The 22,625-nt window shown below is 48.9% G+C and carries 21 protein-coding genes; 9 read left to right on the forward strand and 12 right to left on the reverse strand.

All coding sequences use genetic code 11. From position 1 onward, the window contains the following. Positions 1-27: 27 nt before the first annotated feature. From NFHSH190041_RS04735 to NFHSH190041_RS04760, 6 genes are all read right to left on the reverse strand, one after another. Complete coding sequence (locus tag NFHSH190041_RS04735) at positions 28-1,302, reverse strand: permease (protein WP_261924148.1); 1,275 nt, start codon at positions 1,300-1,302, stop codon at positions 28-30. 125 nt (positions 1,303-1,427) lie between these two features. Continuing rightward, on the reverse strand, positions 1,428-4,565 hold the full coding sequence (locus NFHSH190041_RS04740; protein ID WP_261924149.1) for a hypothetical protein: 3,138 nt from the start codon (positions 4,563-4,565) through the stop codon (positions 1,428-1,430). A gap of 63 nt (positions 4,566-4,628) precedes the next feature. Continuing rightward, complete coding sequence (gene lpoB, locus NFHSH190041_RS04745) at positions 4,629-5,219, reverse strand: penicillin-binding protein activator LpoB (RefSeq protein ID WP_261924150.1); 591 nt, start codon at positions 5,217-5,219, stop codon at positions 4,629-4,631. A 23-nt stretch (positions 5,220-5,242) separates the two neighbouring features. Further along, on the reverse strand, positions 5,243-6,628 hold the full coding sequence (locus tag NFHSH190041_RS04750; RefSeq protein ID WP_261924151.1) for a COG3014 family protein: 1,386 nt from the start codon (positions 6,626-6,628) through the stop codon (positions 5,243-5,245). A gap of 62 nt (positions 6,629-6,690) precedes the next feature. Further along, on the reverse strand, positions 6,691-6,906 hold the full coding sequence (locus NFHSH190041_RS04755; RefSeq protein WP_261924152.1) for a SlyX family protein: 216 nt from the start codon (positions 6,904-6,906) through the stop codon (positions 6,691-6,693). A 3-nt stretch (positions 6,907-6,909) separates the two neighbouring features. Further along, positions 6,910-7,869, reverse strand: coding sequence for a WD40 repeat domain-containing protein (locus tag NFHSH190041_RS04760; protein ID WP_261924153.1), 960 nt, complete (start codon positions 7,867-7,869; stop codon positions 6,910-6,912). Between the two features lie 232 nt (positions 7,870-8,101). Here NFHSH190041_RS04760 and fkpA point away from each other — a divergent pair, with 232 nt between their 5' ends. Next, on the forward strand, positions 8,102-8,908 hold the full coding sequence (gene fkpA, locus NFHSH190041_RS04765; protein ID WP_261924154.1) for an FKBP-type peptidyl-prolyl cis-trans isomerase: 807 nt from the start codon (positions 8,102-8,104) through the stop codon (positions 8,906-8,908). A gap of 61 nt (positions 8,909-8,969) precedes the next feature. On the opposite strand, the gene NFHSH190041_RS04770 is transcribed toward fkpA, so the two are convergent. Beyond that, positions 8,970-9,944, reverse strand: coding sequence for a CorA family divalent cation transporter (locus NFHSH190041_RS04770; RefSeq protein ID WP_261924155.1), 975 nt, complete (start codon positions 9,942-9,944; stop codon positions 8,970-8,972). Positions 9,945-10,088: 144 nt separating this feature from the next. Here NFHSH190041_RS04770 and NFHSH190041_RS04775 point away from each other — a divergent pair, with 144 nt between their 5' ends. Further along, a complete protein-coding gene (locus tag NFHSH190041_RS04775; RefSeq protein WP_261924156.1) occupies positions 10,089-10,460 on the forward strand; it encodes a YacL family protein in 372 nt (123 codons plus the stop codon). Positions 10,461-10,506: 46 nt separating this feature from the next. On the opposite strand, the gene NFHSH190041_RS04780 is transcribed toward NFHSH190041_RS04775, so the two are convergent. Together NFHSH190041_RS04780 and narQ are read right to left on the reverse strand one after the other, a co-directional pair. Beyond that, positions 10,507-11,136, reverse strand: coding sequence for a response regulator (locus NFHSH190041_RS04780; protein WP_261924157.1), 630 nt, complete (start codon positions 11,134-11,136; stop codon positions 10,507-10,509). Then, entirely contained in the window at positions 11,129-12,838 is a 1,710-nt protein-coding gene (gene narQ, locus NFHSH190041_RS04785) for a nitrate/nitrite two-component system sensor histidine kinase NarQ (protein WP_261924158.1), read from the reverse strand. Before narQ ends, NFHSH190041_RS04780 begins: the two co-directional genes overlap by 8 nt. Before the next feature lie 243 nt (positions 12,839-13,081). Here narQ and nrfA point away from each other — a divergent pair, with 243 nt between their 5' ends. After that, the gene (nrfA, locus tag NFHSH190041_RS04790; protein ID WP_261924159.1) at positions 13,082-14,482 is read left to right on the forward strand and encodes an ammonia-forming nitrite reductase cytochrome c552 subunit; all 1,401 of its coding nucleotides are present in this window, start codon (positions 13,082-13,084) and stop codon (positions 14,480-14,482) included. Between the two features lie 74 nt (positions 14,483-14,556). On the opposite strand, the gene NFHSH190041_RS04795 is transcribed toward nrfA, so the two are convergent. Further along, entirely contained in the window at positions 14,557-14,898 is a 342-nt protein-coding gene (locus NFHSH190041_RS04795) for an FKBP-type peptidyl-prolyl cis-trans isomerase (RefSeq protein WP_261924160.1), read from the reverse strand. 389 nt (positions 14,899-15,287) lie between these two features. Between NFHSH190041_RS04795 and glnK the strand changes: the two genes are divergently transcribed. The 4 genes from glnK (at position 15,288) to aroG (ending at position 19,661) form a co-directional block, all read left to right on the forward strand. Continuing rightward, on the forward strand, positions 15,288-15,626 hold the full coding sequence (gene glnK, locus NFHSH190041_RS04800) for a P-II family nitrogen regulator (protein ID WP_261924161.1): 339 nt from the start codon (positions 15,288-15,290) through the stop codon (positions 15,624-15,626). A gap of 12 nt (positions 15,627-15,638) precedes the next feature. Beyond that, positions 15,639-16,889, forward strand: coding sequence for an ammonium transporter (locus NFHSH190041_RS04805; RefSeq protein WP_261924162.1), 1,251 nt, complete (start codon positions 15,639-15,641; stop codon positions 16,887-16,889). A gap of 188 nt (positions 16,890-17,077) precedes the next feature. Beyond that, entirely contained in the window at positions 17,078-18,415 is a 1,338-nt protein-coding gene (locus NFHSH190041_RS04810; protein ID WP_261924163.1) for a tetratricopeptide repeat protein, read from the forward strand. A gap of 181 nt (positions 18,416-18,596) precedes the next feature. After that, positions 18,597-19,661 carry a 3-deoxy-7-phosphoheptulonate synthase AroG gene (gene aroG, locus NFHSH190041_RS04815; RefSeq protein WP_261924164.1) on the forward strand — a complete coding sequence of 355 codons (1,065 nt, stop codon included), beginning with the start codon at positions 18,597-18,599 and terminating at the stop codon, positions 19,659-19,661. 64 nt (positions 19,662-19,725) lie between these two features. Here aroG and NFHSH190041_RS04820 read toward each other — a convergent pair whose 3' ends face one another. Continuing rightward, positions 19,726-19,902 (reverse strand): hypothetical protein, encoded by a 177-nt coding sequence (locus NFHSH190041_RS04820; RefSeq protein ID WP_261924165.1) that lies wholly within the window; start codon positions 19,900-19,902, stop codon positions 19,726-19,728. Positions 19,903-20,196: 294 nt separating this feature from the next. Between NFHSH190041_RS04820 and NFHSH190041_RS04825 the strand changes: the two genes are divergently transcribed. Next, positions 20,197-21,981, forward strand: coding sequence for an ABCB family ABC transporter ATP-binding protein/permease (locus NFHSH190041_RS04825; protein ID WP_261924166.1), 1,785 nt, complete (start codon positions 20,197-20,199; stop codon positions 21,979-21,981). Between the two features lie 65 nt (positions 21,982-22,046). Then, complete coding sequence (locus NFHSH190041_RS04830; RefSeq protein ID WP_261924167.1) at positions 22,047-22,271, forward strand: hypothetical protein; 225 nt, start codon at positions 22,047-22,049, stop codon at positions 22,269-22,271. Positions 22,272-22,333: 62 nt separating this feature from the next. Here NFHSH190041_RS04830 and NFHSH190041_RS04835 read toward each other — a convergent pair whose 3' ends face one another. Further along, on the reverse strand, positions 22,334-22,531 hold the full coding sequence (locus NFHSH190041_RS04835) for a hypothetical protein (protein WP_261924168.1): 198 nt from the start codon (positions 22,529-22,531) through the stop codon (positions 22,334-22,336). Positions 22,532-22,625: the final 94 nt, after the last annotated feature.

The following is a 22,625-nucleotide window of genomic DNA, read 5'->3' on the forward strand; positions in this document are numbered from 1 at the left end:
CGTTTCACGTGCCGACTATATTTGCTGTTACATCGTCATGGTGTTGCCATTTACTTGGCGGCCCAGGCGGTAGTACCAAAGTGACAATGGGATGAAAATCAGATTCATCAAGGTGGTTATATTCCAGCCAAATCCAGCTTGATGCAGAGTATGCAGACTTTCTCGCGATAGCTGCCAGCCAAACGCCCAACATAGCCAGTCAATTAACAATCCTGTCAGTAAGATGGCAATAAAGAGTAGGGCCACCATCCAGCGCGCGGGTGTTTTGCCGTAATAATTGCGATACACCCGGGTCATCGGGATGGTTAGCACATCAGCCAGAATAAAGCCCATCACGCCACCAAAGGAGATGCCCCCGTGCCACAGTGCGGCCGCTAACAGTAGATTACCGACAGAGCAGACATAGGCCAGTACCGCCACCGCAATACCGATCACCACATCCAGTGCTGAATGCAAGGCCGCTGGCAGTTGACTGTTATTGCCAATAAATAATTCCCGCCACCAGTTATCCGGCATCAGGGCTATCAGGAGGGATGAAATCACCACTCCGATGAGGATCTCTTTGCCAATCATGGCGATATCCATTTGGAAAAAACCGGCACTGCGGCGAACCTTGGCCATCAACGGGCTGGGCGTTGAGCTGGTTGCTGGCGACGGTGATGCAGAGGATTGCGCTGCATGATTGCTGTCATGCCTCATCGGCATTGCCATATCGCAATGCTCTGGCATAGACGGTGATGTCGATGACATCGCTGACATATCCATGCCGCAGTCCATGGTTGTCGCTTCCTGTGTATGATGCATCGGCATATCACAATGAACGGCTTGAGGTGGCGTATTGTCAGCCAGTTTGGCTCGCAGGGCTCGCTCCTGGGCGGCAGGATAAGCTTTAAACAGCAGTGCCACCAGAATAATCAAGATGATGCCGCCGGTGATCTCTCCCCAAAGAAACTGCCATCCCAGCAGAGAAACCAGCACAATAAACATTTCCAGAATTAGGTTCGTACTGGCAACCAGAAATGCCATGGCATTGGCCAAACTGGCTTTTTTAATCAGCAGGGTTCTTGAAAGAGAGGCTGCGGCATAAGAGCAAGAAGAAGAGACCATGCCCAGTAGCGTGGTCAGCAGTAGGCTTTTAGGCGTGGTGCGTCCGAGGTGGTGTACCACAGTATCGACCGGCAAAATATGACGCAAAACGGATGAAAGCATTAGCCCAAACGCTAGTGGCCAGTAGATTTGCCACACCATACCGGTAAAGGTGTCAGCAATATGCAGCACAGATTGCAGTAGATCAGTTGCCACATTTCCCCCTTATTTATACCACCCCGGCATGAGCTTGCCTGGCGGTGTTCAATCTTTTAAGAGGTATCCTATGCCTGCCCTTTAGCCTACTCAACTAAATTAACATGCCTTAAATTTAATCTGATTCAGTCATTTATTTCACTTTGTTGTAAAGCCGGAATGGCAGGAGCAAACGCTTGGCGCAGCAACAGACACTGTTGAATCCAAGTGATATGGGCACTGACAGCTTGATACAGGGGAGGCGGTAAAGGCTGGCGCTGCAGTTGCTGCAGTTGGTACAGCCCGAGATGACTGCAGTTCGCTGGTGTTAATCCTGCGGCAATATCCAGCGGTAAATTAACTTGGTCGGTTTGCGCTGATGCGTGTTTTGCGTTATGGCCGCTAAGAGCCGCTATACGCATATCACTGCTGGCGGCACTGAGTAACTGTTGCTCTGGTGGATACAGATTAGCCGCAACGGCTTGCCGAAGTGATGGCGACATAGTTGACAGTTGGGCCAGTAGCTCACGCTTTATTTTGGCACTGGGGATGACGGCCTGTAATACCTTTTGTTGTTGCAGGCTAAGTGGGTGATCGCCATAGCGGCGAATAAGCTTGTCCACTGCGGGGTAGTCAAATCGTTTCAGTTGCTGCAGTACGGCAAAACGTTGTGCTGCAGACAAGCGTGGCAAGTGTTGACTGCCGACAGGGCGGGCTAACAGACTGGCCAGATGCGCCAGTTCTCCAGGTCGGTTTGCTAAGGTGATATAGGTATTGAGCCAGGCTTGTTGTAACTGGGGCTGAGCTGAGGTTTCCATCGCCCGCTGTAAGCAAAGTTCTGCTAATGCTGTCATCGCATGGGCAGCATCACTGCCATGGTGGGGCTGGGTAGCCGCCAAGAGTTGATACAGGGTGGTGATTTGTCGAGTTAACAGGGCCGTTAAGGCGGGGTCGGTTATCTGTGGCGCATTGACCAGTAAGGCGGCTAGATAGTGTTTAGCCGGATAATGGCCATCGAGGACATTATGCCACAGGCTGCGCCATAGCTGTTGCGCGACCTTGGGATCACTAAACTGGCCTAAACGGTTAAAACTACGCCCGAGAGAATGTTTATCCGGTATGACACGGATATCACTATTATCGGTTAAATCCGGCCAGATAAAGTCTGGGCAGAGCCGGTTTTTGGCGGCCTGTACTTGGGTTTGCGCACCATTAAGTGCTACGTCTATGTGCCGATTGAGGTGAATGCCAGCTCTGTCTGTCACAAATAAGCCGATAGACAAGGGCTGTCGGCGCAATGCTTGGTCGTTCTCTGGTTGCTGCGTGATGGTGAGTTTTGTGATTACGCCGCCCTCACATTGCAGCGATGCCTGGATAATACTGCGCCCCTGACGGTAAACGGCATCTTGTAGCCAAGGGCGAATATCCCGGCTCGTTGCTTTTTTTGCCGCTTGGATAAAGTCAGTATTGCTACTGGTTTGCCCGGTACCGCGGGCAAGATAGTATTGCAGCGTCTGGTTTAGCCCTTGCGTACCAAGTTGCGATAACAAGTGTTTAAGCGCCATGGCCGGTGAGTGCTGCATCATGCTGCCGCTATCAGGCAGGGTATATGTTGGCATGACTGCCGTTTGCAATACCCAGTCGTTGTCAGTTTTTGTGTTGATGTCAGTATCAGAGGCTTTCTGGGCCTGGCTATTCATGTCCCTACTTGCCACGATAGCAGCGCTGTTATTGATGTTATTTGTGCTTGTGTTTGTACTTGTATTTGTGTCGATATCAATCTTTAGCGCTTGGGCGGCATGCTGAGGGCGGTGCAGGTGGTTTTTATCTGAAGCGGGTTCCACCGCTTGCTGCGCCAGATTAAGGGCGAGCGCCTTGCTAAGCGGGGCATCGAGCCATTGGCTGTAGGCTCCGGTGGGGGTGGTTAGCTGTCCAAACCATTGACGTAACAATGCCGTATCTCGCTTGAGTAGTCCGTCGCGGTAGAGTCTGGTTGCATCAGTGTCAGGCCGGGCGTCTTTGGACGTGTTGTTAGCAGGCGCTGGCAGTGATAAAGCGCTGACCCCAGCTGTGGATAGGGTGCCAAGATGCCAGTTAGCCGGTAGCAATATTTGGTCGTATTTGCCAAAAGGTAAAGGCTGTTGCAAACGCATTTGTAGCTGCTGAATACGTTTGGCACTTTGTTGCAGTAATAAGCGGTTCCAAGTGGGGGCTTCTGTGGGAACAGGCGCTTTTGGTGCCAGTGGGGGCGACGTTGTTAATCCGCTTTCTAAGCTTGAGTCAGTCTCAGGTTGTTTCGAGGTCGCTGTGGCATTGGTATTGGTAACCTCTGGCTCAGATATAACAGTGCTAGTTACATCAGCAGTTATTTGCTGCTGATGTAAAGCAGGTTTAGCTGTTGCTGGTATTGGCAATAATCGATGGGCATCACTTGCCGTGAGATATAGGCCCAATTGAGGCTGCGTATTCAGGGCACTGCGAACAAAGGGCCCAGTATAGAGGCTTAGTCCTGCTGGCGGCAGACTCGCAGCGCTGAAACTGTGGCACTGTTGTTGGAGCTGGGTCTGAGGCTGAGACGTCATTTGAGATTGCGACTGGGGCGCGGAAAGTGAACAGGATGTTGGTGTGGAAATACTGATCACTTGCCAGTTAGCTGGCGCGGTAACATCCAGCTGAAAAGCGGCACGTAGCCCAGGGCTGTCAAATAAAGGTAAAAAGTTACCGGCTCCAGTGGGCCGAAATTTTGGATAGAGATAATGGTGCTGATCTCGGGGATCAGTGATGATATTTAGCCCCGGCTGCTGTTTACGGTAATGGCCTTTAAATAACAAGCTGACATTATTACTCCCTCGTGTCAGTAAGGCGGCAGGCAAAGTCAGTTGTCGGCCATCGTAATCCGGATACAGGGCTGCGCCATTAATACTGACTTGGCGAATTTGCATCTTGCCTAAGTCCAATTGTAGCGACTGCGGGGGGCGTTTTAGGTTAAAGCGAATTGTTGCCTTACCATCAAACCCGCTGGTACTGAGCGTTAGACGATAATGGTAGCGAATATCACTCAGTAACATTGCGCGCTGGCGAGCCTGTATCTGTATGGCGTCGGTGGCGGTTTTATCTGTTTCTTCTTTTTGCAGCTGGTGGCGATTATGCTGCAAAACCCCATTTTGTGTGGTTGGGGCGCAGCCAGATAGTAACAAGGTTGTCAGTAGCGCCAGCATAGCTGTTATGGCGGACACGTGAGGGTAAAAGAAGTAAGACAAAACAGAATAACGCAGTGATGACATAGAGATATAGCCGGCCGGGTAGGCTTACCGGGGTTTTAAACCCGGTAAGAAAATGCAGTGAGATTATAGCCCGAGGAAGGCTTTGGATTTGACTTTACGGATCTCTTTTTCGTCTGACCATTCGATCAATCCGGTATCGAGATCCATCAGTCGCATGGTCATTTTGTAATACACATCCTTGGTGCCGCCAGCTTGTTTAACAATGCTGGATAGATTGCCATACAGCATATATTGTGCCCCGATTTGGCGGCCGAAGCGAATCGCAGTGGAAGGATCGACCATGCCGGAATTGTGCTGATAATCCAGTTGCTTGCGCACAGCATCAACGCGGGTCATATCGATAAAGCGGAATTTGCCGGAACGTAATAGTTTGGTGCTGATGGAATCCGTTACTGACTCAGTATCAATGTGCTCAGAGGTTTTGTTTTTAATACCGTCAACAAAGATGACAGGTCGCTGGGCACTGAGGCTCTGTACCGGTGGAAATTCCAACATACTGTCAACCATTTTGGCCGTAATGGCTTGCAGATCGGCTGAGCCGAAGTGTTCGTTGACTGTCTCGACCTCGTTGGCATCTCCGTATTCCACTTTAGACTGACAGGCGGTAAGTCCGATGACCGCGGTCAAGACAAAAATCAGTTTAGCGTGTTTCATTTTTGTTTTCCGTTAATTAACAATCAGATGATTATTGAATAAAAATGGGTGTAATTGCCAGTGTTCATCGCCCAGACCAAGGTGGTTTTCCCCGGACTGACAGTAATGGTCTGTGCCTGTTGTCGGGTAAATTGCACTTGGTACTGTCCCGGAGGTAAAGATTGCTCAGCAATACCCACTTGTCTTGGCAAACTGAGCCAACTGCGGCGGTCCGCCTGCTCCGAGACGAGGTTAGCAATTTGACTTGCCACAGCCAATAAATCGGTTTGCCGGGCAGATTGTTGATTGATTTGTGCTTTAGCATAGGCCCGTGAGGCTTGGCGCAGCCAAATAGCGGGCAGTTGTTCCCGTAAGGCTGTTATTGCCAATGGCGCCAGATCCACCAGTGGTGCGAGCACTAACGGTTGAGGTAATCCGCTCACCTGTGGTAAAGGGGCTGGAGTCAAAGGTGTGGCATAGGTAGGCAGAGCAATACTTTGCCAGTAGTTATCCACCCTAAAAGGAACAGTAAAGGCTTGCTTAGCCGGGATAAATCCTTGCTCGTACAGCATGATCAGATGACCATTTTTATGTCGGGGCGGTTGGTGTTGAAGATAGTTTGCCGCTGTTGGCCACAGAGATTGCCACTGGCGGTACTCTGGCATTCCCAATTGTTGCGCCAGTTGCAGTAATGCCCGCTGTAAAAAGGCATTATCCGGTGAGAGTCTGATGGCCTTGCGATAGTCGATAAAGGCATCATTGGGTTGGTTGGCCAGCGCATAGATAAGTCCTGTTAGGGTATAGCTATAGGCATTAAGTAAATTATTGCGCTCATCGCTGGCCTCAGTCAGTCGGGCAAGCTGGGCATTAACCTGGCCATTATTTATATCCTGCGCTGGTTGAGAATTGGCATACCGTTCGGCGGTCAGTGCTTGCAACTCTCCTGCGCGACGCACTTCCACTAAGGCGCCAGGCATATCCTTGTCAAAGAGATAATTTAACGCTTGATACTGGTGCAGCATAATGCGTTCAAATGGATTGCCGTGGTAGGGAATGGCGTTGTCGTTGAGCAATACTGCACCTGAATTTGCCCCCAGCGCAGAGAGGCTGATATAGGCCCTACCATCCTCACGTTGGTAATCAGCAATCGCCTGATTAAAGAGACGCTTGCTATGTTGAAAATCACCAGCGATTTGAACGCTGCGACCTGCCTCCTGCGCATAAAGCAGCGCATCATTACCATTGAGACCCGCACTTAGGCGTGGCACAGCCTGTTGTGGTGCAGGGCTGTCTAATAAGGGGCGAATATCGGCCATCTGGCGAGGATAACTGGTAAACAGACTGCTCCCCGCACAACCAGATAAAAATATTGTGGTCAGTAAGAAGAAAAACCAGAAAGAAAAGCCGAATAAATGGTGGTGTCTGCGCATGGGGTCCTTATGCGTTACTTCTGTCCTCAATCCGGCCAATATAATGGTTTTTAACCTTGGGGTTAATAGTGAGGAGGGGGTGTTTCTTCTGCTTGGGTGGCAATATTGCTTGGTTCCATCGCCAACAGTTTATCGACAATCAGCTGCATCTGGTATTGCTGCCGCGCAACCAAGTCATTGAGTTTAATCACTTCCTGATTCAGTTCTTCAATGGTGGCATCCTGGAAGGCAATTTTGGTTTCCAGCTCATCAATTTGGGATTGTAATGCGTTATTCATCCTTTACCTCTTCGCGGATGGCAGCGGCCAAGTTTCCAGCAAGCCATTGCTGCTGATGCTGATAACTCGGTCCGGGGCAGATTTGGCAACAGAGTATACAACGGCGCTATTGATTTGCCCCCTTTTCGTTACCTTCGCCTGCCAACTGGCCACTTTTTTACCATTTTGACTATGCCAGAGGATGATTTCCCGGCTCGGTGTCCCGGTTAACAGTCGGGCGCCATCATCAATAAAGCGGGCGCAGGAGAAGATTTGTTGTCGCACCGGAATGTGCAGTTGACTGATCGTATGGCCGGAGCGGTTATCGATAATCAGGGCCGTATTCATGCTGTTGGCGGCAAAACTAAAGTGGGCATTGTTGCTGATGGCAAGGCGACTGATGCGAGAGCCAAGTTGCCAGGTGTGTAATGCTTGGCTGGTATCCGTTTGCCAAAGCCATACCTGACCATCTTGACTACCACTGAGAGCGAGACGGCCATCGGGGCTGAGCGCAACGGCGCTGATGCTATCACTGTGACGGTTGAAAGTGCGAAATGCCTTTTGTCCCGGTGTGATAAACAGGACCTGGCCATCGGGTAATCCGGTTAACAAGCTACCGTTGTTGGCGAGGGATAAGGTCTGTGATCTGGCTGGTAAGATCCACTGTTCAACCATGCGCCGATCATCCAATTGCCATAGTGTGATGTTATTGCGACTTATGCCTGCGCCATACTGGCCATTGGCAGAAATGCTGACATTTAGGGCGGCTGCTTTAGGCGCACTGAGGGAGGAGGCTACGGTACGGGATAATAATTGGGATTGCAGTGATATGCCCTTTGCTGTGCTGAGGAGTGCTTGAGTACCGTTATCGTTGAGGCTGGCAGCATAAAGTGGCTGACTGGTTAACGATACGCTGTTGATCGATGAGGGGCGGCAGGCAGTCAGTGCCAGCGTTGAAAAAAGCATCAGTTGTAACATTTTCATCTTTGCCTCCGAACTTTCACGAAATCCCGCGGTCAGTGGATAGCGGCCGCAGAAAAAGTGCGGCATGATGAACAGAATGTCATTGGTATAACAGGGTTAACTAGTATAAAGTGACATCCGGTTGTGTCAGGTCAAAATGCTGTTGGTATGGACGCCACTTACGTATTTTGAGGTGGCATGCACACCCTATTATTGATTATTTTAACGGCAAACGGATGCTGAGGAAGCGTTAATGAAAGCGATTTATAAATTATCACTGGTTGCTCTGGCGGTAGTTGGATTGGCAGGCTGTAATCAGGAGAAGGCAGAAGCACAGCAGGCTCAAGCACCTGCGGCTCAAGTGCAGACTGGCGCACAACAAAAAGGCGCATTGGCAACCCAGGAGCAGAAAGAATCATACAGCATCGGTGCTTCGCTGGGTGACTATATGGCCAACTATATTGCCGAGCAGGAATCTCTGGGCATGCCAGTTGACAAAAAACTAATTGTTCAAGGCTTTACCGATGGTTTGGCCCAGGAACTGCTGCTGAACAAAGATGAAATGCAATCTGTGCTGCAGAATATGGATAAAACCCTGAACGAGAAGCGTATGGCTCAGGCTCAGGAGTTGGCGAAAAAGACCATGGATGAAGGTAAAAAATTCATGGCAGAAAATGCCCAAAAACCTGGCGTAAAAACCACTAAATCAGGTCTACAGTATCAGGTAATCACTGAAGGTAAAGGGCCTAAGCCAAAAGCAACCGATACCGTGATTGTTGATTATAGCGGGACTTTGGTTGATGGCACCGAGTTTGATAGCTCTTACAAGCGTGGCGAGAGCATCACTTTCCCATTGGATCGCGTTATCCCAGGCTGGACTGAGGGCCTGCAGCTGATGCCTGTGGGTTCTAAGTTTAAGTTTGTGATTCCACCAAAACTGGCTTATGGCGACCGTGATACCGGCTCTATTCCTGCCAACTCAACACTGGTATTTGAAGTTGAGCTGAAAGGGATTGAACCTGCTCACCATGCTGATGCAGCTAAACCAGCCACAAAATAAAAGCTGAGTTGTGATCAAAAAAGGCGCTGAAAGCGCCTTTTTTTGTGGGGGCTTAACACCATTAACGTCGTAACCAACGGAAGCGGTACAACAATAAAATTTGTATCAGCAGTAATCCACCGAGCCCGAGACAGAAATAGGCGAATGCTTTGGGATCGTTGACGCCAGGAATACCGCCGATATTGACACCCAGCAGCCCGGTAAGAAATCCCAGTGGCAGAAAAATACTGGTGATAAGCGACAGTAGATACAATCGCTGATTAAGTTGCTCTGTTTGTCGGCTAGCCAGCTCTTCATGGGTGACAATTGCCCGATCCCGAATCGCATCTAAATCTTCAATCACCCGCTGCAGCGTACTGTAGATTTCATGCATATGTATTTTTTCCTCTGCTGACATCAAGCAGGGGGTGTCGACTACCTTCATAAAGGCTTCTTTCTGTGGCAATAGATGTCGACGTAAGGCGATGGCTCGTCGTCTCAACTCAGCTAGCCCAGATCTGGCTTGGGACGGCGTATCATGCTGTAGCACCATGTCTTCTAGATCTGCTAATTGATCTTCTAATGCATCAATCAGTTCAAGTTTGTTGAGCGTTAGGCGGCGACACAATTCTAAGACGAAACTCCCCGGTTTGGTGGGGCCTTGCCCTTTGATAAGGAGATTGGCCATATCGCCAATAGCATTAAGTTGCCGATCGCTGGTGGTGATGATGCGATGGTTATCAGCGTAGATGCGCAGGGCGATCATGTCTTGGGCTGGACTTTCCTGTTCCAGATTAATACTGCTTAAAGTCATCATCAGTCGTTCTGGGGAAATATCCACCCGGGGACGCGGGGTTGGTGTCAGAAGAGCCTGTACATCGAGTTGTGGTAAATCTGCATTATTCACCCATTGACGGGCGATGGGATTTTGGTAATTCATATGCAGCCAGAGAATTCCCTGGCCAGGTTGCCATTGTTGCACCTGCTCTTCAGTCAGTTCCGTTACTGTGCCCTGCTGTGTATCCAAGAGTAAACTGAGTAAAAAGCCGTTTGGCATAGCTATCTCACTGTCATTATAAAGTTTGTTAGGGTAACGCCCCAACTTAGTCTCTTTCAAGAAAATCTTATGTTGCTCACCGTAGGCGGCGCGGTAGGGTTACGGTAGAATTGCAACAATCAGCTAACTGTAGAGAGATAACCGATGGAATATGAGTTTCGCCGTAATTCCCTTGATGGCACCGTGCTGGCTCTGTTCAGTATGGATCATGAAGTGATCGGCCGCTGGCTGACTGAAGAGTTGGGACAGAACACGACTGCGATTGCTGAGCTGCTGGATGTGATTGCCGCGTTACAACAGAATCGGCGCAGCCAGTTTCGACTGGTTGGGCGGGATTTGACCTTGGAGTTGGATACTGAGCAGGCTTGGATCCGGGCCAATGTGCTGGGATATGAACAGGATTTCGAGTTAGAAGAGGCGATGTCGCTGTATGACTGTGAGTCTGAAGCGGGATGTGGCCTAGAGGATTTTGAGCAGGTACTGCTTAGCTGGCAAGATTTTTTGGCAGGCCGTTAATAGAGAGGGCCGCAAGGAGCGGCCCTGTTATGTTGAATTTTTTTGATTAGTGGTTTAAATACCTGACGGCCATTTCAGTACGGGACTTGGCATTGGCTTTACGCAGCAGGTTTTTGACATGGACTTTAACTGTCCCTTCACTGATGTGCAGTTCTTCGGATATGGACCTGTTGCTCATTCCTTCTGCTAAATGTTGCAGGATCTGCAGCTCCCTTGGCGTCAGGCTGTCAATCCAATCTTGTTGTTCGGAATTATTGTTTAACTCAAACAGGTAATCGGCCACATCATCGCTGACGACCCTATGTCCCTGCATGGCATTTTTCAGCTGCTCCAGCAGCAAATCTGGTTCGGTATCTTTTAACAGATAACCGTCGGCACCTGCACGCATTAATCGAATAACATCCTGTTTGGCATCTGACACAGTTAGGATCACGATTCGGGAGGTAACACTCTCTTGTCGTAAAGCTGTCAGGGTATCCAAGCCCGTCATGCCCTTCATATTCAAGTCAAGCAGTACTATATCCGGTTCATCTGTACTTACTGCTGATAATGCGTCCAGCCCATTTCCGGCCTCCCCGAATAAAGTGAAATCTTCATCGGAGGCAATTAGCTGACATATCCCCCGCCGCAGCAGGGGATGATCGTCAACAACTAGTACGGAATAAGGCTTACTCATATGATGAGATCTCCTGAGGTGGAAAACGGAGACATACTGTAGTGCCTCCTTTGTTATTGCTGGTAAATTCTACTTCACCGGCCAATTTTGCAGCACGCTCGTGCATAATGCCGATACCAAAATGCTGCTCCCGCTCTTTGAGGTGGGTCAGGCCGATACCATCATCACTGATGGTGATCTCTAGCATGCCATCATCTGCGCTATAACAGCAAATGCTAATATGACTAGCTTTGGCATGTTTGATGGCATTTAGTGTTGCTTCACGGGTTAATTGCAGAATATGTATATGCTGATTAGCCCCTAATTGCTGTGATGGTAGGCGGTAATCTAAGGTGATTTCTGCCTGACTCTGCGCCCGTAATGGGGTGAGCATCCCCTCCAATGCGCCGCTCAGATTAGGTTCTTTGATGGTTAAGCGGAAAGTTGATAACAGCTCCCGCAGTTGCAGATAAGCTGTGTTAATTCCCTCGTTAATTTCATTGAGCTGTTGTTCAACGGTTGCTTTGTCATGGCCTTTGGTAATGGCTTTGCGTAGGAGGCTGATTTGGATTTTTAGAAAAGAGAGTACTTGTCCCAGAGAATCGTGCAATTCGCGGGCAATAATGCTGCGTTCTTCCATCAATGCTAATTGCTGTCGCTGTTCTACGGCATTGTGGATCAAAATTGAGCGAGCCAACATCATGGCATAATTATTTAATAGCGCTTGGTTGGGGCTGTGATGATCAATGATGTCTAAAAATCCCAGCTCAGTGCTGTCAAATTTCAGTGGATAACGGTAATCAACCTGGGCTGATGCAGGCCAGCCAGCTTCATCGGTAACAATATCTTCGCTGCCATCATCATATTTCAGCACCAAACGAATATGTTGCAGTTGCTGGTGTTGACGTAACTCGCTCAGGGCATCAGCTAAGGTAAGATGATCAACTGGCCGAGTGTGTAGTATGACCAGACTTTGATAAAGAAAACTCAGTTCATTGTGCGCTTGAGTCAGTGCTTGGGTTTTTTCTGCCACCTGATGTTCCAGATTATGGTACAGAGCCGATAATTCCCGGGCTGTTCCTTGTAGTGCATCACTCAGTGCCGTCAGTTCAATATATTCCGTTTTCGGCATCGCCAGTTCAAATTGCCCCCGGGAGATTGATTGGGCTGAGCGCATCATCTGTTGCAGCGGCATGACGACACGTTTGCGGGTATAGCGCACTGCAATCAGTGCGACCACGAGCATCAGTCCTAGGCCGATAAGTTGACTGACGGCCAGAATTTTTAATTTAAACTCAGCATGGTGTTCCATTTCTCTAACAAGCAAATCTATGGTACTGACAAAATTTTTCAGCGATGCGGCATATTCGCGGGCGTTTTCATGCTCAATATACCCTTTCATGATTTGCCACTTTTTTTCCACTAAATGGTATTGATCGGATAGGGCTTTGGGCGCTGACCAAGACACAGCATGTTCTAACTCAGGGGAATAGAGCGTTTGTTCAAATTGTTGTACTTTTTGTTGGGTTTCTGGACTACCTGAGTTGGCAAAAAACATTAAGCGATAGCTTTGCATCCGCAGTGAGCCGGATGCATTGATGGCTCGGGCATCACCCAAGCTGTAAGCCAGATTGGCAATGGCAAAAGTTGCTAGCCCGCTGGAAAGCAAGATGAGCACCAGCATTACCCCTAAAATGGTAGAAGTTAGACTGCCTTGTTTCATGGGTTACCTTTTATTTACGGATTAGCATACAGCTTGTTTCTATCCGGCTAATTATATTAGAAAACGCTTCATTACATTCACAAAAAATCCAAAACGTGATCCGACACTTGACGAGATATTGATCTGGCGCAAATTCCATCATGGTTATCTCTATGTAGGTATATTTTTGTTGTGTTTGTCTCTTTAACGTTAGTGCTGCAGGGTCGTGTTGCACCAAACAATAATACAAAACACGGAGATGAAATGATGAGAACGTTAGCAGGTAAAAGCATTGCAATTAGTGCACTTTTTGCCGCCGGATTTATGGCCGCAGGCGTGATGGCTAGTGACCAAACTGAGCCTCGCAATGAAGTGTATAAAGATAGATTTAAAAATCAGTATGCAAGTTGGCACGATACGGCCAAAAGTGAAGAGATCACCGATGTGCTAGCGCAGGATCCAAACTTGGTGATCCTGTGGGCGGGTTACGGCTTTGCTAAAGATTACAATAAAGCACGTGGTCATATGTATGCGGTAACTGATGTCCGCCATACCCTGCGTACCGGTGCGCCGAAAAGCGCAACCGATGGGCCGATGCCGATGGCATGCTGGAGCTGTAAGAGCCCAGATGTCCCGCGGATGATAGAAGAACAGGGCGAAGATGGTTATTTCAGTGGCAAATGGAGTAAAGGCGGCGCTGAAATCGTCAATACCATAGGCTGCAGTGACTGCCATGAAAAAGGTTCGCCTAAATTACGAATTTCTCGACCATTTGCTGAACGTGCATTGGATAGTATTGGCCGGCCGTTTGATGAAGCATCCCGTAAAGATAAACAGTCTATGGTCTGTGCCCAGTGCCATGTGGAATATTATTTTGAGAAAAATGATGCCCATAAAGGTTGGGTAAAATTCCCGTGGGATCAGGGGGTCACTGTTGAAAATATGGAGGCTTACTATGACGCCTTACAGTTCGCTGACTGGACCCATGCTTTGTCAAAAGCACCGATGCTCAAAGCTCAGCACCCTGGTTATGAAACTTGGATGCAGGGCGTACATGGCAAGAATAATGTCAGTTGTACTGACTGTCATATGCCAAGGGTGACCAATGATAAGGGACGTAAATATACCGATCATAAAGTGGGTAACCCCTTTGACCGTTTCGATGAGACCTGTGGTCGCTGTCATACCCAAGATAAAGATTTTATTCTGGCCATTACCCAAGACCGGCAGCAGAAAGTTAAAGCACTGCAGCTAAAAGCGGAAAAACAATTGGTTCAAGCGCACTTTGAAGCGGCAGCTGCTTGGCAGGCTGGTGCGACAGACGCGGAAATGGCTGCTGTATTGACGAATATCCGTCATGCTCAATGGCGCTGGGATTATGCGATTGCATCCCATGGTGTGGCAGCCCATGCGCCGGAAGAAGCGTTGCGAATTTTAGGGTCTGCGGTTGATAAAGCGGCTGATGCCCGAGTGCAACTGGCGCAGATTTTGGCGCGCCATGGTGTGACTCAGCCAGTCAGTATTCCAGATATTTCTACCAAAGCGAAAGCTCAGACGGTACTTGGTATGGATATGGAGAAAATGCGGGCAGAAAAAGCCCAATTTATTAAAAATGTGGTTCCCGAGTGGGAGAAGCAAGCTCAGCAGCGGGAAGCCGCATACTAACTTCTGATACTGATCCCCAACTCAGCATCATTTGCCCCATCTGCGGATGGGGCTTTTTTATGCTTGCGCCGGGATTACTCGTCGCGGGTTAACACTTCCAGCAGTTCAATTTCGAATACCAGATCAGAGTTAGCCGGGATTTTATCGCCAATTTGACGCTCGCCATAGGCTAAATGTGCAGGTACCGTCAGCTTACGCTTGCCACCAACCTGCATGCCCATAATGCCCTGATCCCAGCCTTTGATAACCCGACCTGTGCCAATGACAACTTGCAGTGCGCGGCCGCGGTCGTAGGATGAGTCAAATTGGGTGCCGTCGGTCAGGCAACCACGGTAATTTACGGTGATCAGTGCGCCTTTTACTGCAGCCTTGCCTTCGCCAACAGTTAAATCTTCAATAATCAGTTCCTGAGTCATGCTATTTATCTCGGGTAAGAAAAAGTGCCGCAGTGTATCACGAAGCCTGCATTTGCGCCCAGTGAGGCTCAGCGGTGTTATTTATCCTCGCGATTTGAGCGCAGTAAGCCATTGTGTTTTTTCGGTCTTAATCTGTCTTTGCTAACGCTTATTTTTGTCACTGTTTTAGGTGAAATACTGAGCCTTAGTAGTGTGCGCAGGGGTCGCCTGCGATGCTCTCAGTGCTAAAACGCTGGTGCAGAGCCGGTTATTTTTGCACCAAGATGGTGCTTGATAATAACCCGTTATAACTTTTGTGATTATTAAGTTGTTGAAAATTAGTTAGTTATATACCTGGCCTGATGTTTGTAACGCTATGACGGACAGGGATAACAGCACAGGGAGAGAGGATGAAACTGGTTAGCGCAATTATTAAACCGTTCAAGTTGGATGATGTCCGTGAAGCGATTGCCGGAGTGGGCATTGAGGGGATGACTGTCACTGAAGTTAAAGGATTTGGGCGTCAAAAGGGTCATACCGAGTTATATCGGGGCGCCGAATATCAGGTGGACTTTTTACCTAAGGTGAAGTTAGAAGTCGCGACCCGAGATGAAAATCTTGAGCATCTGTTGGAAGTGATCACCCAGGCGGCCCGCACTGGCAAAATTGGCGACGGTAAAATTTTTGTCCGGGAGTTAGAGCAGGCTATCCGTATCCGAACCGGTGAGACAGACACAGAAGCATTATAAGGGAGCAGACAGATGGACGCGTTAACGCAATTGGGCCTGACGGTCACGGAATTAAGATTTGCCTTGGATACATTTTATTTTCTTTTGTCCGGGGCGCTGGTGATGTGGATGGCGGCAGGATTTGCCATGTTGGAAGCTGGGCTGGTGCGCTCAAAAAACACGACGGAAATCCTCACTAAGAATATCTGCCTTTACTCTATTGCCTGCATTATGTATCTGCTGGTGGGTTACCACATTATGTATGTCGATAATGCTGAAGCGGGTTGGCTACCGAATTTTGGCACGCTAATCGGTACCCAGGCGGCAGATGCGGATCATGCGATTGAGTCTGACTTTTTCTTCCAGGTGGTTTTTGTGGCAACGGCGATGTCGATTGTCTCCGGTGCGGTGGCAGAGCGGATGAAATTGTGGGCTTTTTTACTCTTTACCGTGGTGCTGACCGGGGTGATTTATCCGGTGGAAGGTTACTGGACTTGGGGTGGCGGTTTTCTGGCTGAGGCAGGTTTTGTCGACTTTGCTGGCAGTGGCATTGTGCATATGGCTGGCGCCAGTGCGGCGATTGCCGGGGTCCTTTTGCTCGGGGCAAGAAAAGGCAAATATGGACCTAAAGGACAGATTAATCCCATTCCCGGCTCTAACTTACCCTTAGCAACTTTGGGTACCTTTATTTTGTGGATGGGCTGGTTCGGCTTTAACGGTGGGTCTCAATTGTTGGTCTCTGATGCTGATAATGCTTCTGCGGTGGCGAAGATTTTTGTTAATACCAATTCCGCTGCCGCTTTTGGCGCCGTGGCCGCATTACTGGTGTGTCGATTTATCTGGAAAAAGGCTGATCTGACCATGATCCTCAATGGCGCGCTGGCCGGGCTGGTGGCGATTACGGCCGATCCTTTATCACCGTCGTTGGCGATGGCTGCTGTAGTGGGCACGGTTGCCGGAGGATTGGTGGTGTTTTCGATAGTGGCACTGGATAGAGCACGGATTGATGATCCTGTTGGGGCGATTTCAGTCCACGGTGTAGTGGGCTTTTTCGGCTTGATGTTAGTTCCCTTGTCGAATGGGGAGGCCAGTTTTGCGGCGCAGCTGCTTGGCGCTGGCGTCATTTTTGCCTGGGTATTTGTCGCCTCGCTGTTGGTGTGGGCGGTGCTGAAAATGACCATGGGCATCCGGGTATCAGAGGAAGAGGAATATCAGGGCATGGATGTTTCTGACTGTGGCATTGATGCGTATCCCGAGTTTGTTTCTGTGAAAAGTACCACTTGATGGCCCCAGCACGACAATAACAACCACAGCCATGATGTGTTATAGGCCGGGACGGCATCACTGTTCCGGCCTTTGTTTTGTGCTGCTTGCGCGCAGTATTTCCTCCTGTGCTTAACTCAATATTGGGTTAAGCGAATTGAGCTAAGAGACGCTTCGAGTTCAGAGCTGCACGAAGCGACGGGGGAAAGATGAATAGCAATGGCATTGTTAGCAAGTCCTGTCGTTTGTCAGTTATAACTGTGGCGTTACTTTGGCTTTGTGGCTGTCAGACATTGCCTGAGCGCGGCCCGCAGCAGATTAACCATCTGTTTTATGATGAAAGATTTTTGGCCGTCGAGCTGCCGGTGGCTCCTGACACTATGTTGGCCTTGCCTGAAGCTGCACAGCAGTTGGTTCGTCAGGCATATCATCGGGACTTGGAATTATCTCGCCTGACTCACAGCGGTCGATTCAGTGGCCGGCACAGTAATGACGCGCATATCTGGTTAGGACGGTATATCAATGCCGTATCTCGTAACCAAGCCGTTTATTCTTCTGCTCTTTCAGCCCCATCTGAGCCACATAGCCGAGCAGATCATCGAGGTGTTGCCTCTGATACCCAGGTGCCTGAGGAAGTGGCATTTCGTTACCGAGATAATCTGACTCAAGGCGCGGCGCAAACATTTGCCAGCCGGGAAGGTAATTGCCTTTCTCTGGTGCTGATGACGGCCGCATTGGCACAAACCTTGGGGGTGAAGGTCACTTTTCAGCAATTGGATATTGAACCGACTTGGGATAGAGCCGGGACATTTTATTTAATTAATGGCCATATCAATATCAAACTGTTGCCTCCTAAGCGCCATGATGTGATTTCGCTGAGTCAATCTAGTGTCTTGGTGGATTTTCTGCCCCAGCGGGCGATTCGCGGTTACCGACGACGGGAAATTGATTTAGCGACGGTTTCGGCCATGTTTTATAACAATTTAGCGGCTGAGGCACTGGTGGCGGGACAATTGGATAATGCTTATGTGTTGGTTAAACGCAGTCTGTTTTATCAGGCGGATTTTGTCCCCGGGCTTAATACACTAGGGGTGATATACCGCCGCGCAGGAATGGATACGGCCGCGGAGCAGGTTTACCGGCATGTACTGGATTTTGCCCCGCAATCTCTGAATGTTCTAAGTAATCTGGCGTTATTGTTGTCAGCGCAAAATCGCTTGAGTCAATGGGCTGAAGTGCACCGCACACTTGAGCTTATCCGGTTGAAAAACCCCTTTTATTACTATGATATGGCACAGTTGGCTTATCGCGAGCAGCGTTACCGCAAAGCGCAGACCCTGTATCGGCGAGCTATTGCGCTGGCGGACTACCGGGCTGAGTTTTTCTTTGGGTTGGCGCAAACGTATTGGCAATTGCAACAGCCGGAAAAGGCGCGTAGTCAGATGAAAAAAGCGCTGTCTTTAAGTCAAGACCCGCATCAACGCCAACAGTATCAATCTAAGCTAAGGGCGATAGATAAAGTGATGACTGCCACAGGGGCAAGCTGAATATATTTATTGCTTATAATGTATTTGTTATTTATTTAATTAAAAACAAATAGTTAAACTTGTTTTGTTGATATTTTACCAACTTAATTGCATTGTCAGGGTGGGGTGGTTAAATTAACAGCAAATAGTGTGAGTAATAGCATGACTGACAGCAGATAAATGCAATGGAGACGCATAGAGCATGACTTACCAGAATGACGATGTACGGATTAATCAGGTCAAAGAATTATTGCCGCCGGTGGCGATTTTAGAGCGATTTCCAGCCTCGAAGGCAGCATCTGCCACTGTGTATAACAGTCGTCAGGCTATTCATAATCTGTTAACCCATGTTGATGACCGACTGTTGGTGGTGATTGGCCCTTGTTCAATTCATGATCCTGACGCAGCGCTGGAATATGGTCAGAAACTCTTGGCTTTGCGCCAACGCTACCAAGATCAATTGGAGGTGGTGATGCGGGTCTATTTTGAAAAACCCCGTACCACGGTTGGCTGGAAAGGGTTGATTAATGATCCATATTTGGATGGCAGTTATCAGCTCAATGATGGGCTGCGCCGGGCGAGAAGTTTGCTGCTGGCATTGAATGACAGTGGATTGCCTACCGCTGGCGAGTTTCTTGACATGATCACGCCCCAGTATCTGGCTGACTTAATGTGCTGGGGAGCGATAGGGGCGCGCACGACAGAATCTCAGGTTCATCGGGAGTTGGCATCCGGTCTGTCGTGTCCAGTGGGATTTAAAAATGGCACCGATGGCACTATCAAGATAGCTATCGATGCGATTGGTGCCGCGTCGGCACCACATCATTTTTTGTCAGTGACCAAGTATGGTCATTCAGCCATTGTTTCCACCTTGGGAAATCCGGACTGTCACATCATCTTGCGTGGCGGTCGGCAACCTAATTACCACAGTGATGATATCGCCAAAGTCTGTGCTGAGCTGCAACAGGCTGACTTGACGGCGAATATTATGATTGATTTCAGCCATGCCAATAGTTGTAAAGATTACCAACGCCAAATGCTGGTGGCCGCAGATGTGGCTGGTCAGATTGCTGCCGGGGAGCAGTCTATTTTTGGTGTGATGGTGGAAAGCCATTTGGTTGCCGGGCGACAGGAACTGACCACAGGACAGGCGCTGAATTATGGTCAGAGTATTACTGATGCCTGTATTGGTTGGGAAGATACCGAAGTGTTGCTGGCACAGCTTAATGACAGTGTATTGGCGAGGCGTGCAGGCAAGTCTTGTTAAGGTTAACTGGGGATGCAGTGCGTCCTGCACTGCATAATCATGTCACAGCCCTGTGAGATTAAAACTATTTGTTTGACTGATTAGCGAGGTACTCATTGGCTTTGGCAAGGCTGCCAAAAGAGGCGATCAAGTTGCTTTTTCCTTTTTCCCGGATTTCCGGGTTGTCCGATTCAATCATCATCCAAACCCAAGTTTTGATCAGTGGTAATGGCGGGTATTGAACATTTGTAGAATCCAGCATAAATCATCCTTCAAATCGTTGATTGTAATCAATTTTTAATTTTTATTGCCGTCTATGTAGCAAGGTGTTGACGGCGTGAGCAAAGGGTATCAGATTCTTTGCGAAGGGATAATAGCCTGTGATGTAAATATTTCTACCCGATAGGAACCTACATTGTAAACCACTGAGGTAAAGGGTCATAAAGAAGTTAAAAATCAAAGGTAAAGAGTTGTTTTTAGCCATTTCTACCAGACGATGTTTGTCATAATAAAAATGCTGAATTGACAGCAATATCACATTTCTGGGGTGAAGATTATGCGTCCTTCCCGTTACCTTGATGTGCCTGCCGATAAGATCCATTGGCAGGTGCTTGGGTTGTTATGGCCTTATCTGTTGGAATTTCGTTATCGGGTTGCTTTGGCGCTGGGGTGCCTTATCGCCGCAAAATTAGCCGCCATTGCCATGCCGTTTGTGTTGAAAGATTTGGTGGATACCCTTGATAGCAGTAAGACACCTGCGGCGTTGGCTGTGCCGGTGGCACTGGTGCTCGCCTATGGAGGCTTACGCTTTTTATCCGTCATTATTGGTGAAGTGCGCGATACCTTGTTTGGCCGGGTGACAGAGCGGGCGATTCGGCGGTTGGGGTTAACCGTGTTTACCCATTTGCATCGGCTAGATTTGGCTTTTCATCTTGAGCGACAGACTGGCGGGCTGTCCCGAGATATTGAACGTGGTATTTCCGGTGTGTCGTTTCTGATGCGCTTTATGGTGTTCAATATTGGCCCGACTTTGCTGGAAATTGCCTTGGTGGTGGGCATTTTTGGCGTGAACTATGGTTGGCCATTTGCTTTAGTCACCTTAGTTGCTGTGCTGGCTTATGGCACTTTTTCTGTTATCGCCACTGAATGGCGCACCGGTTATGTGCGTGATGCGGCGCTGGCGGATTCCACTACGAATACCCGGGCGATAGATAGCTTACTGAATTATGAAACGGTCAAGTATTTCAATAATGAAGCTTATGAACAGCAGCGTTACGATGAGGCGTTGGCGCAGTGGGAAAAGGCTAAGCGTAATAACCGATTATCTTTGTTTGCGCTTAACGCCGGTCAAGCACTGATTATTGCTTCGGCTATGACCGCCATGATTGGGTTGGCGGCTTATTACGTGGTTAACGGCCAGATGACTCTGGGAGATTTTGTGCTGGTTAATGCCTTTATGATGCAGCTGTTTATGCCGCTAAATTTTTTGGGATTTGTCTACCGAGAAATACGCGGCGCACTGGCCAATATCGAACGGATGTTTTCTCTGTTGGATGTTAGGCCCGCTATTGTTGATCTTCCTACCCCCTTGATTTGTCCGGATGGGCCGGGAGAGATTGTATTTGATCGTGTGAGCTTTTGTTATGGTCAGCGGCAGGTGCTAGATCGCGTCAGTTTTACTGTCTCTCCCGGGGAAACGCTTGCTGTGGTTGGGGATAGCGGAGGTGGCAAGTCGACGCTACTCAAGTTGCTGCTGCGTTTTTATGAAGTGGGTAGCGGGCGTATTTTACTTGATGGGGTCGATATACGGCATGTATCCCAACAACAACTGCGTCGTCAGATCGCTGTGGTGCCACAAGATACTGTATTGTTTAATGATACCTTGGCAAACAATATTCGTTATGGCCGCCCTGATGCGTCGGATATAGCCATTGAGCATGCGCTGAATCTGGCACAATTGCAGCACTTTGTTACCCGTTTGCCCGAGGGGTTGGAAACCAAAGTCGGTGAGCGGGGAATGAAGCTCTCCGGAGGGGAAAAACAGCGGGTGGCAATTGCGAGGGCAATATTGAAAGGTGCGCCAATTTTGCTATTTGATGAGGCTACTTCGTCCCTTGATAGCCGGGCAGAGCAGGCTATTTTAACCGCAGTTAAAGCCGCAACGGCTGGACATACAGCATTGATGATTGCCCATCGTCTATCAACGGTAGTGGATGCTGACCGAATTTTAGTGCTCAAAGATGGCCAAATTGCTGAGCAAGGAGATCATTGCAGTCTGTTGGCGCAACGGGGGCATTATTACCATCTGTGGCAGCTACAGCAGCATAGGCGTGATGAGTGAGCCTTTGTTACTAAGATATATTCAGATCAGGTTCAGCTGGTGTTCGCTACAGTGAGCTTAGCTTAGTGAAACAGGGAATGGATACCATGCTATTGGATGTTGCGATTGAAGGTGGTGATAGGCTTGGGCAGTTTGATTGGTGCCAAATTAGTCAGACATTGGCGCAGCGCGGCTTGAGTCATCAGGCGCTGGAAAATGTGTATGCGCAATTGCAGGCTGATATCAGAGTCTCTACCCGAGGACTAACATTGGCAAAGTGTGAGCAGCAAGCGGCAGTGAATAAATGCTGACAACATCATCGGGATAGGCATTCCCGCCGGGAAGTCATCGCTAACCGGCGGGAGGGTGATGTTTACAGGTGAAGCTTACCTGCTTGCCAAGCATCACAAGTCAGGGGTGACGGTGGCGCTGGGGTAAAAGCAGGCTTTAGACGGATAATTTTTCCATCACGGTAGCAAAGCATTTCTCCTTCCAACTCAGTGAAACGCAGACAGGTCCGGCAACTGGCACCGGCTGATTGGCATAACGACGTGGATTGAATGCTATTCATTTCTCATTGCACCTTTTGTAGGGACAGTGTTACTCGCAAAATACCTTTTTTTGTGAGCTGACTCATGAAAACGGGGTGATAATATCCATGCTGC

Origin of the sequence: Shewanella sp. NFH-SH190041, from assembly GCF_024363255.1 — a bacterium.
In the GTDB taxonomy this organism is placed as follows: Bacteria; Pseudomonadota; Gammaproteobacteria; order Enterobacterales; family Shewanellaceae; genus Shewanella.

What these genes read in the sequence shown, in the direction of transcription:
- NFHSH190041_RS04805 (WP_261924162.1), top strand. Translation starts at nt 15,639, where the DNA reads ATGGACGCGTTAACGCAATTGGGCCTGACGGTCACGGAATTAAGATTT.
- NFHSH190041_RS04820 (WP_261924165.1), bottom strand. Translation starts at nt 19,902, where the DNA reads ATGCTGGATTCTACAAATGTTCAATACCCGCCATTACCACTGATCAAA.
- NFHSH190041_RS04760 (WP_261924153.1), bottom strand. Translation starts at nt 7,869, where the DNA reads ATGAAAATGTTACAACTGATGCTTTTTTCAACGCTGGCACTGACTGCC.
- NFHSH190041_RS04755 (WP_261924152.1), bottom strand. Translation starts at nt 6,906, where the DNA reads ATGAATAACGCATTACAATCCCAAATTGATGAGCTGGAAACCAAAATT.
- nrfA (WP_261924159.1), top strand. Translation starts at nt 13,082, where the DNA reads ATGATGAGAACGTTAGCAGGTAAAAGCATTGCAATTAGTGCACTTTTT.
- fkpA (WP_261924154.1), top strand. Translation starts at nt 8,102, where the DNA reads ATGAAAGCGATTTATAAATTATCACTGGTTGCTCTGGCGGTAGTTGGA.
- NFHSH190041_RS04795 (WP_261924160.1), bottom strand. Translation starts at nt 14,898, where the DNA reads ATGACTCAGGAACTGATTATTGAAGATTTAACTGTTGGCGAAGGCAAG.
- NFHSH190041_RS04750 (WP_261924151.1), bottom strand. Translation starts at nt 6,628, where the DNA reads ATGCGCAGACACCACCATTTATTCGGCTTTTCTTTCTGGTTTTTCTTC.
- NFHSH190041_RS04780 (WP_261924157.1), bottom strand. Translation starts at nt 11,136, where the DNA reads ATGAGTAAGCCTTATTCCGTACTAGTTGTTGACGATCATCCCCTGCTG.
- narQ (WP_261924158.1), bottom strand. Translation starts at nt 12,838, where the DNA reads ATGAAACAAGGCAGTCTAACTTCTACCATTTTAGGGGTAATGCTGGTG.
- NFHSH190041_RS04775 (WP_261924156.1), top strand. Translation starts at nt 10,089, where the DNA reads ATGGAATATGAGTTTCGCCGTAATTCCCTTGATGGCACCGTGCTGGCT.
- NFHSH190041_RS04740 (WP_261924149.1), bottom strand. Translation starts at nt 4,565, where the DNA reads ATGTCATCACTGCGTTATTCTGTTTTGTCTTACTTCTTTTACCCTCAC.
- aroG (WP_261924164.1), top strand. Translation starts at nt 18,597, where the DNA reads ATGACTTACCAGAATGACGATGTACGGATTAATCAGGTCAAAGAATTA.
- NFHSH190041_RS04810 (WP_261924163.1), top strand. Translation starts at nt 17,078, where the DNA reads ATGAATAGCAATGGCATTGTTAGCAAGTCCTGTCGTTTGTCAGTTATA.
- NFHSH190041_RS04825 (WP_261924166.1), top strand. Translation starts at nt 20,197, where the DNA reads ATGCGTCCTTCCCGTTACCTTGATGTGCCTGCCGATAAGATCCATTGG.
- glnK (WP_261924161.1), top strand. Translation starts at nt 15,288, where the DNA reads ATGAAACTGGTTAGCGCAATTATTAAACCGTTCAAGTTGGATGATGTC.
- NFHSH190041_RS04770 (WP_261924155.1), bottom strand. Translation starts at nt 9,944, where the DNA reads ATGCCAAACGGCTTTTTACTCAGTTTACTCTTGGATACACAGCAGGGC.
- NFHSH190041_RS04835 (WP_261924168.1), bottom strand. Translation starts at nt 22,531, where the DNA reads ATGAATAGCATTCAATCCACGTCGTTATGCCAATCAGCCGGTGCCAGT.
- lpoB (WP_261924150.1), bottom strand. Translation starts at nt 5,219, where the DNA reads ATGAAACACGCTAAACTGATTTTTGTCTTGACCGCGGTCATCGGACTT.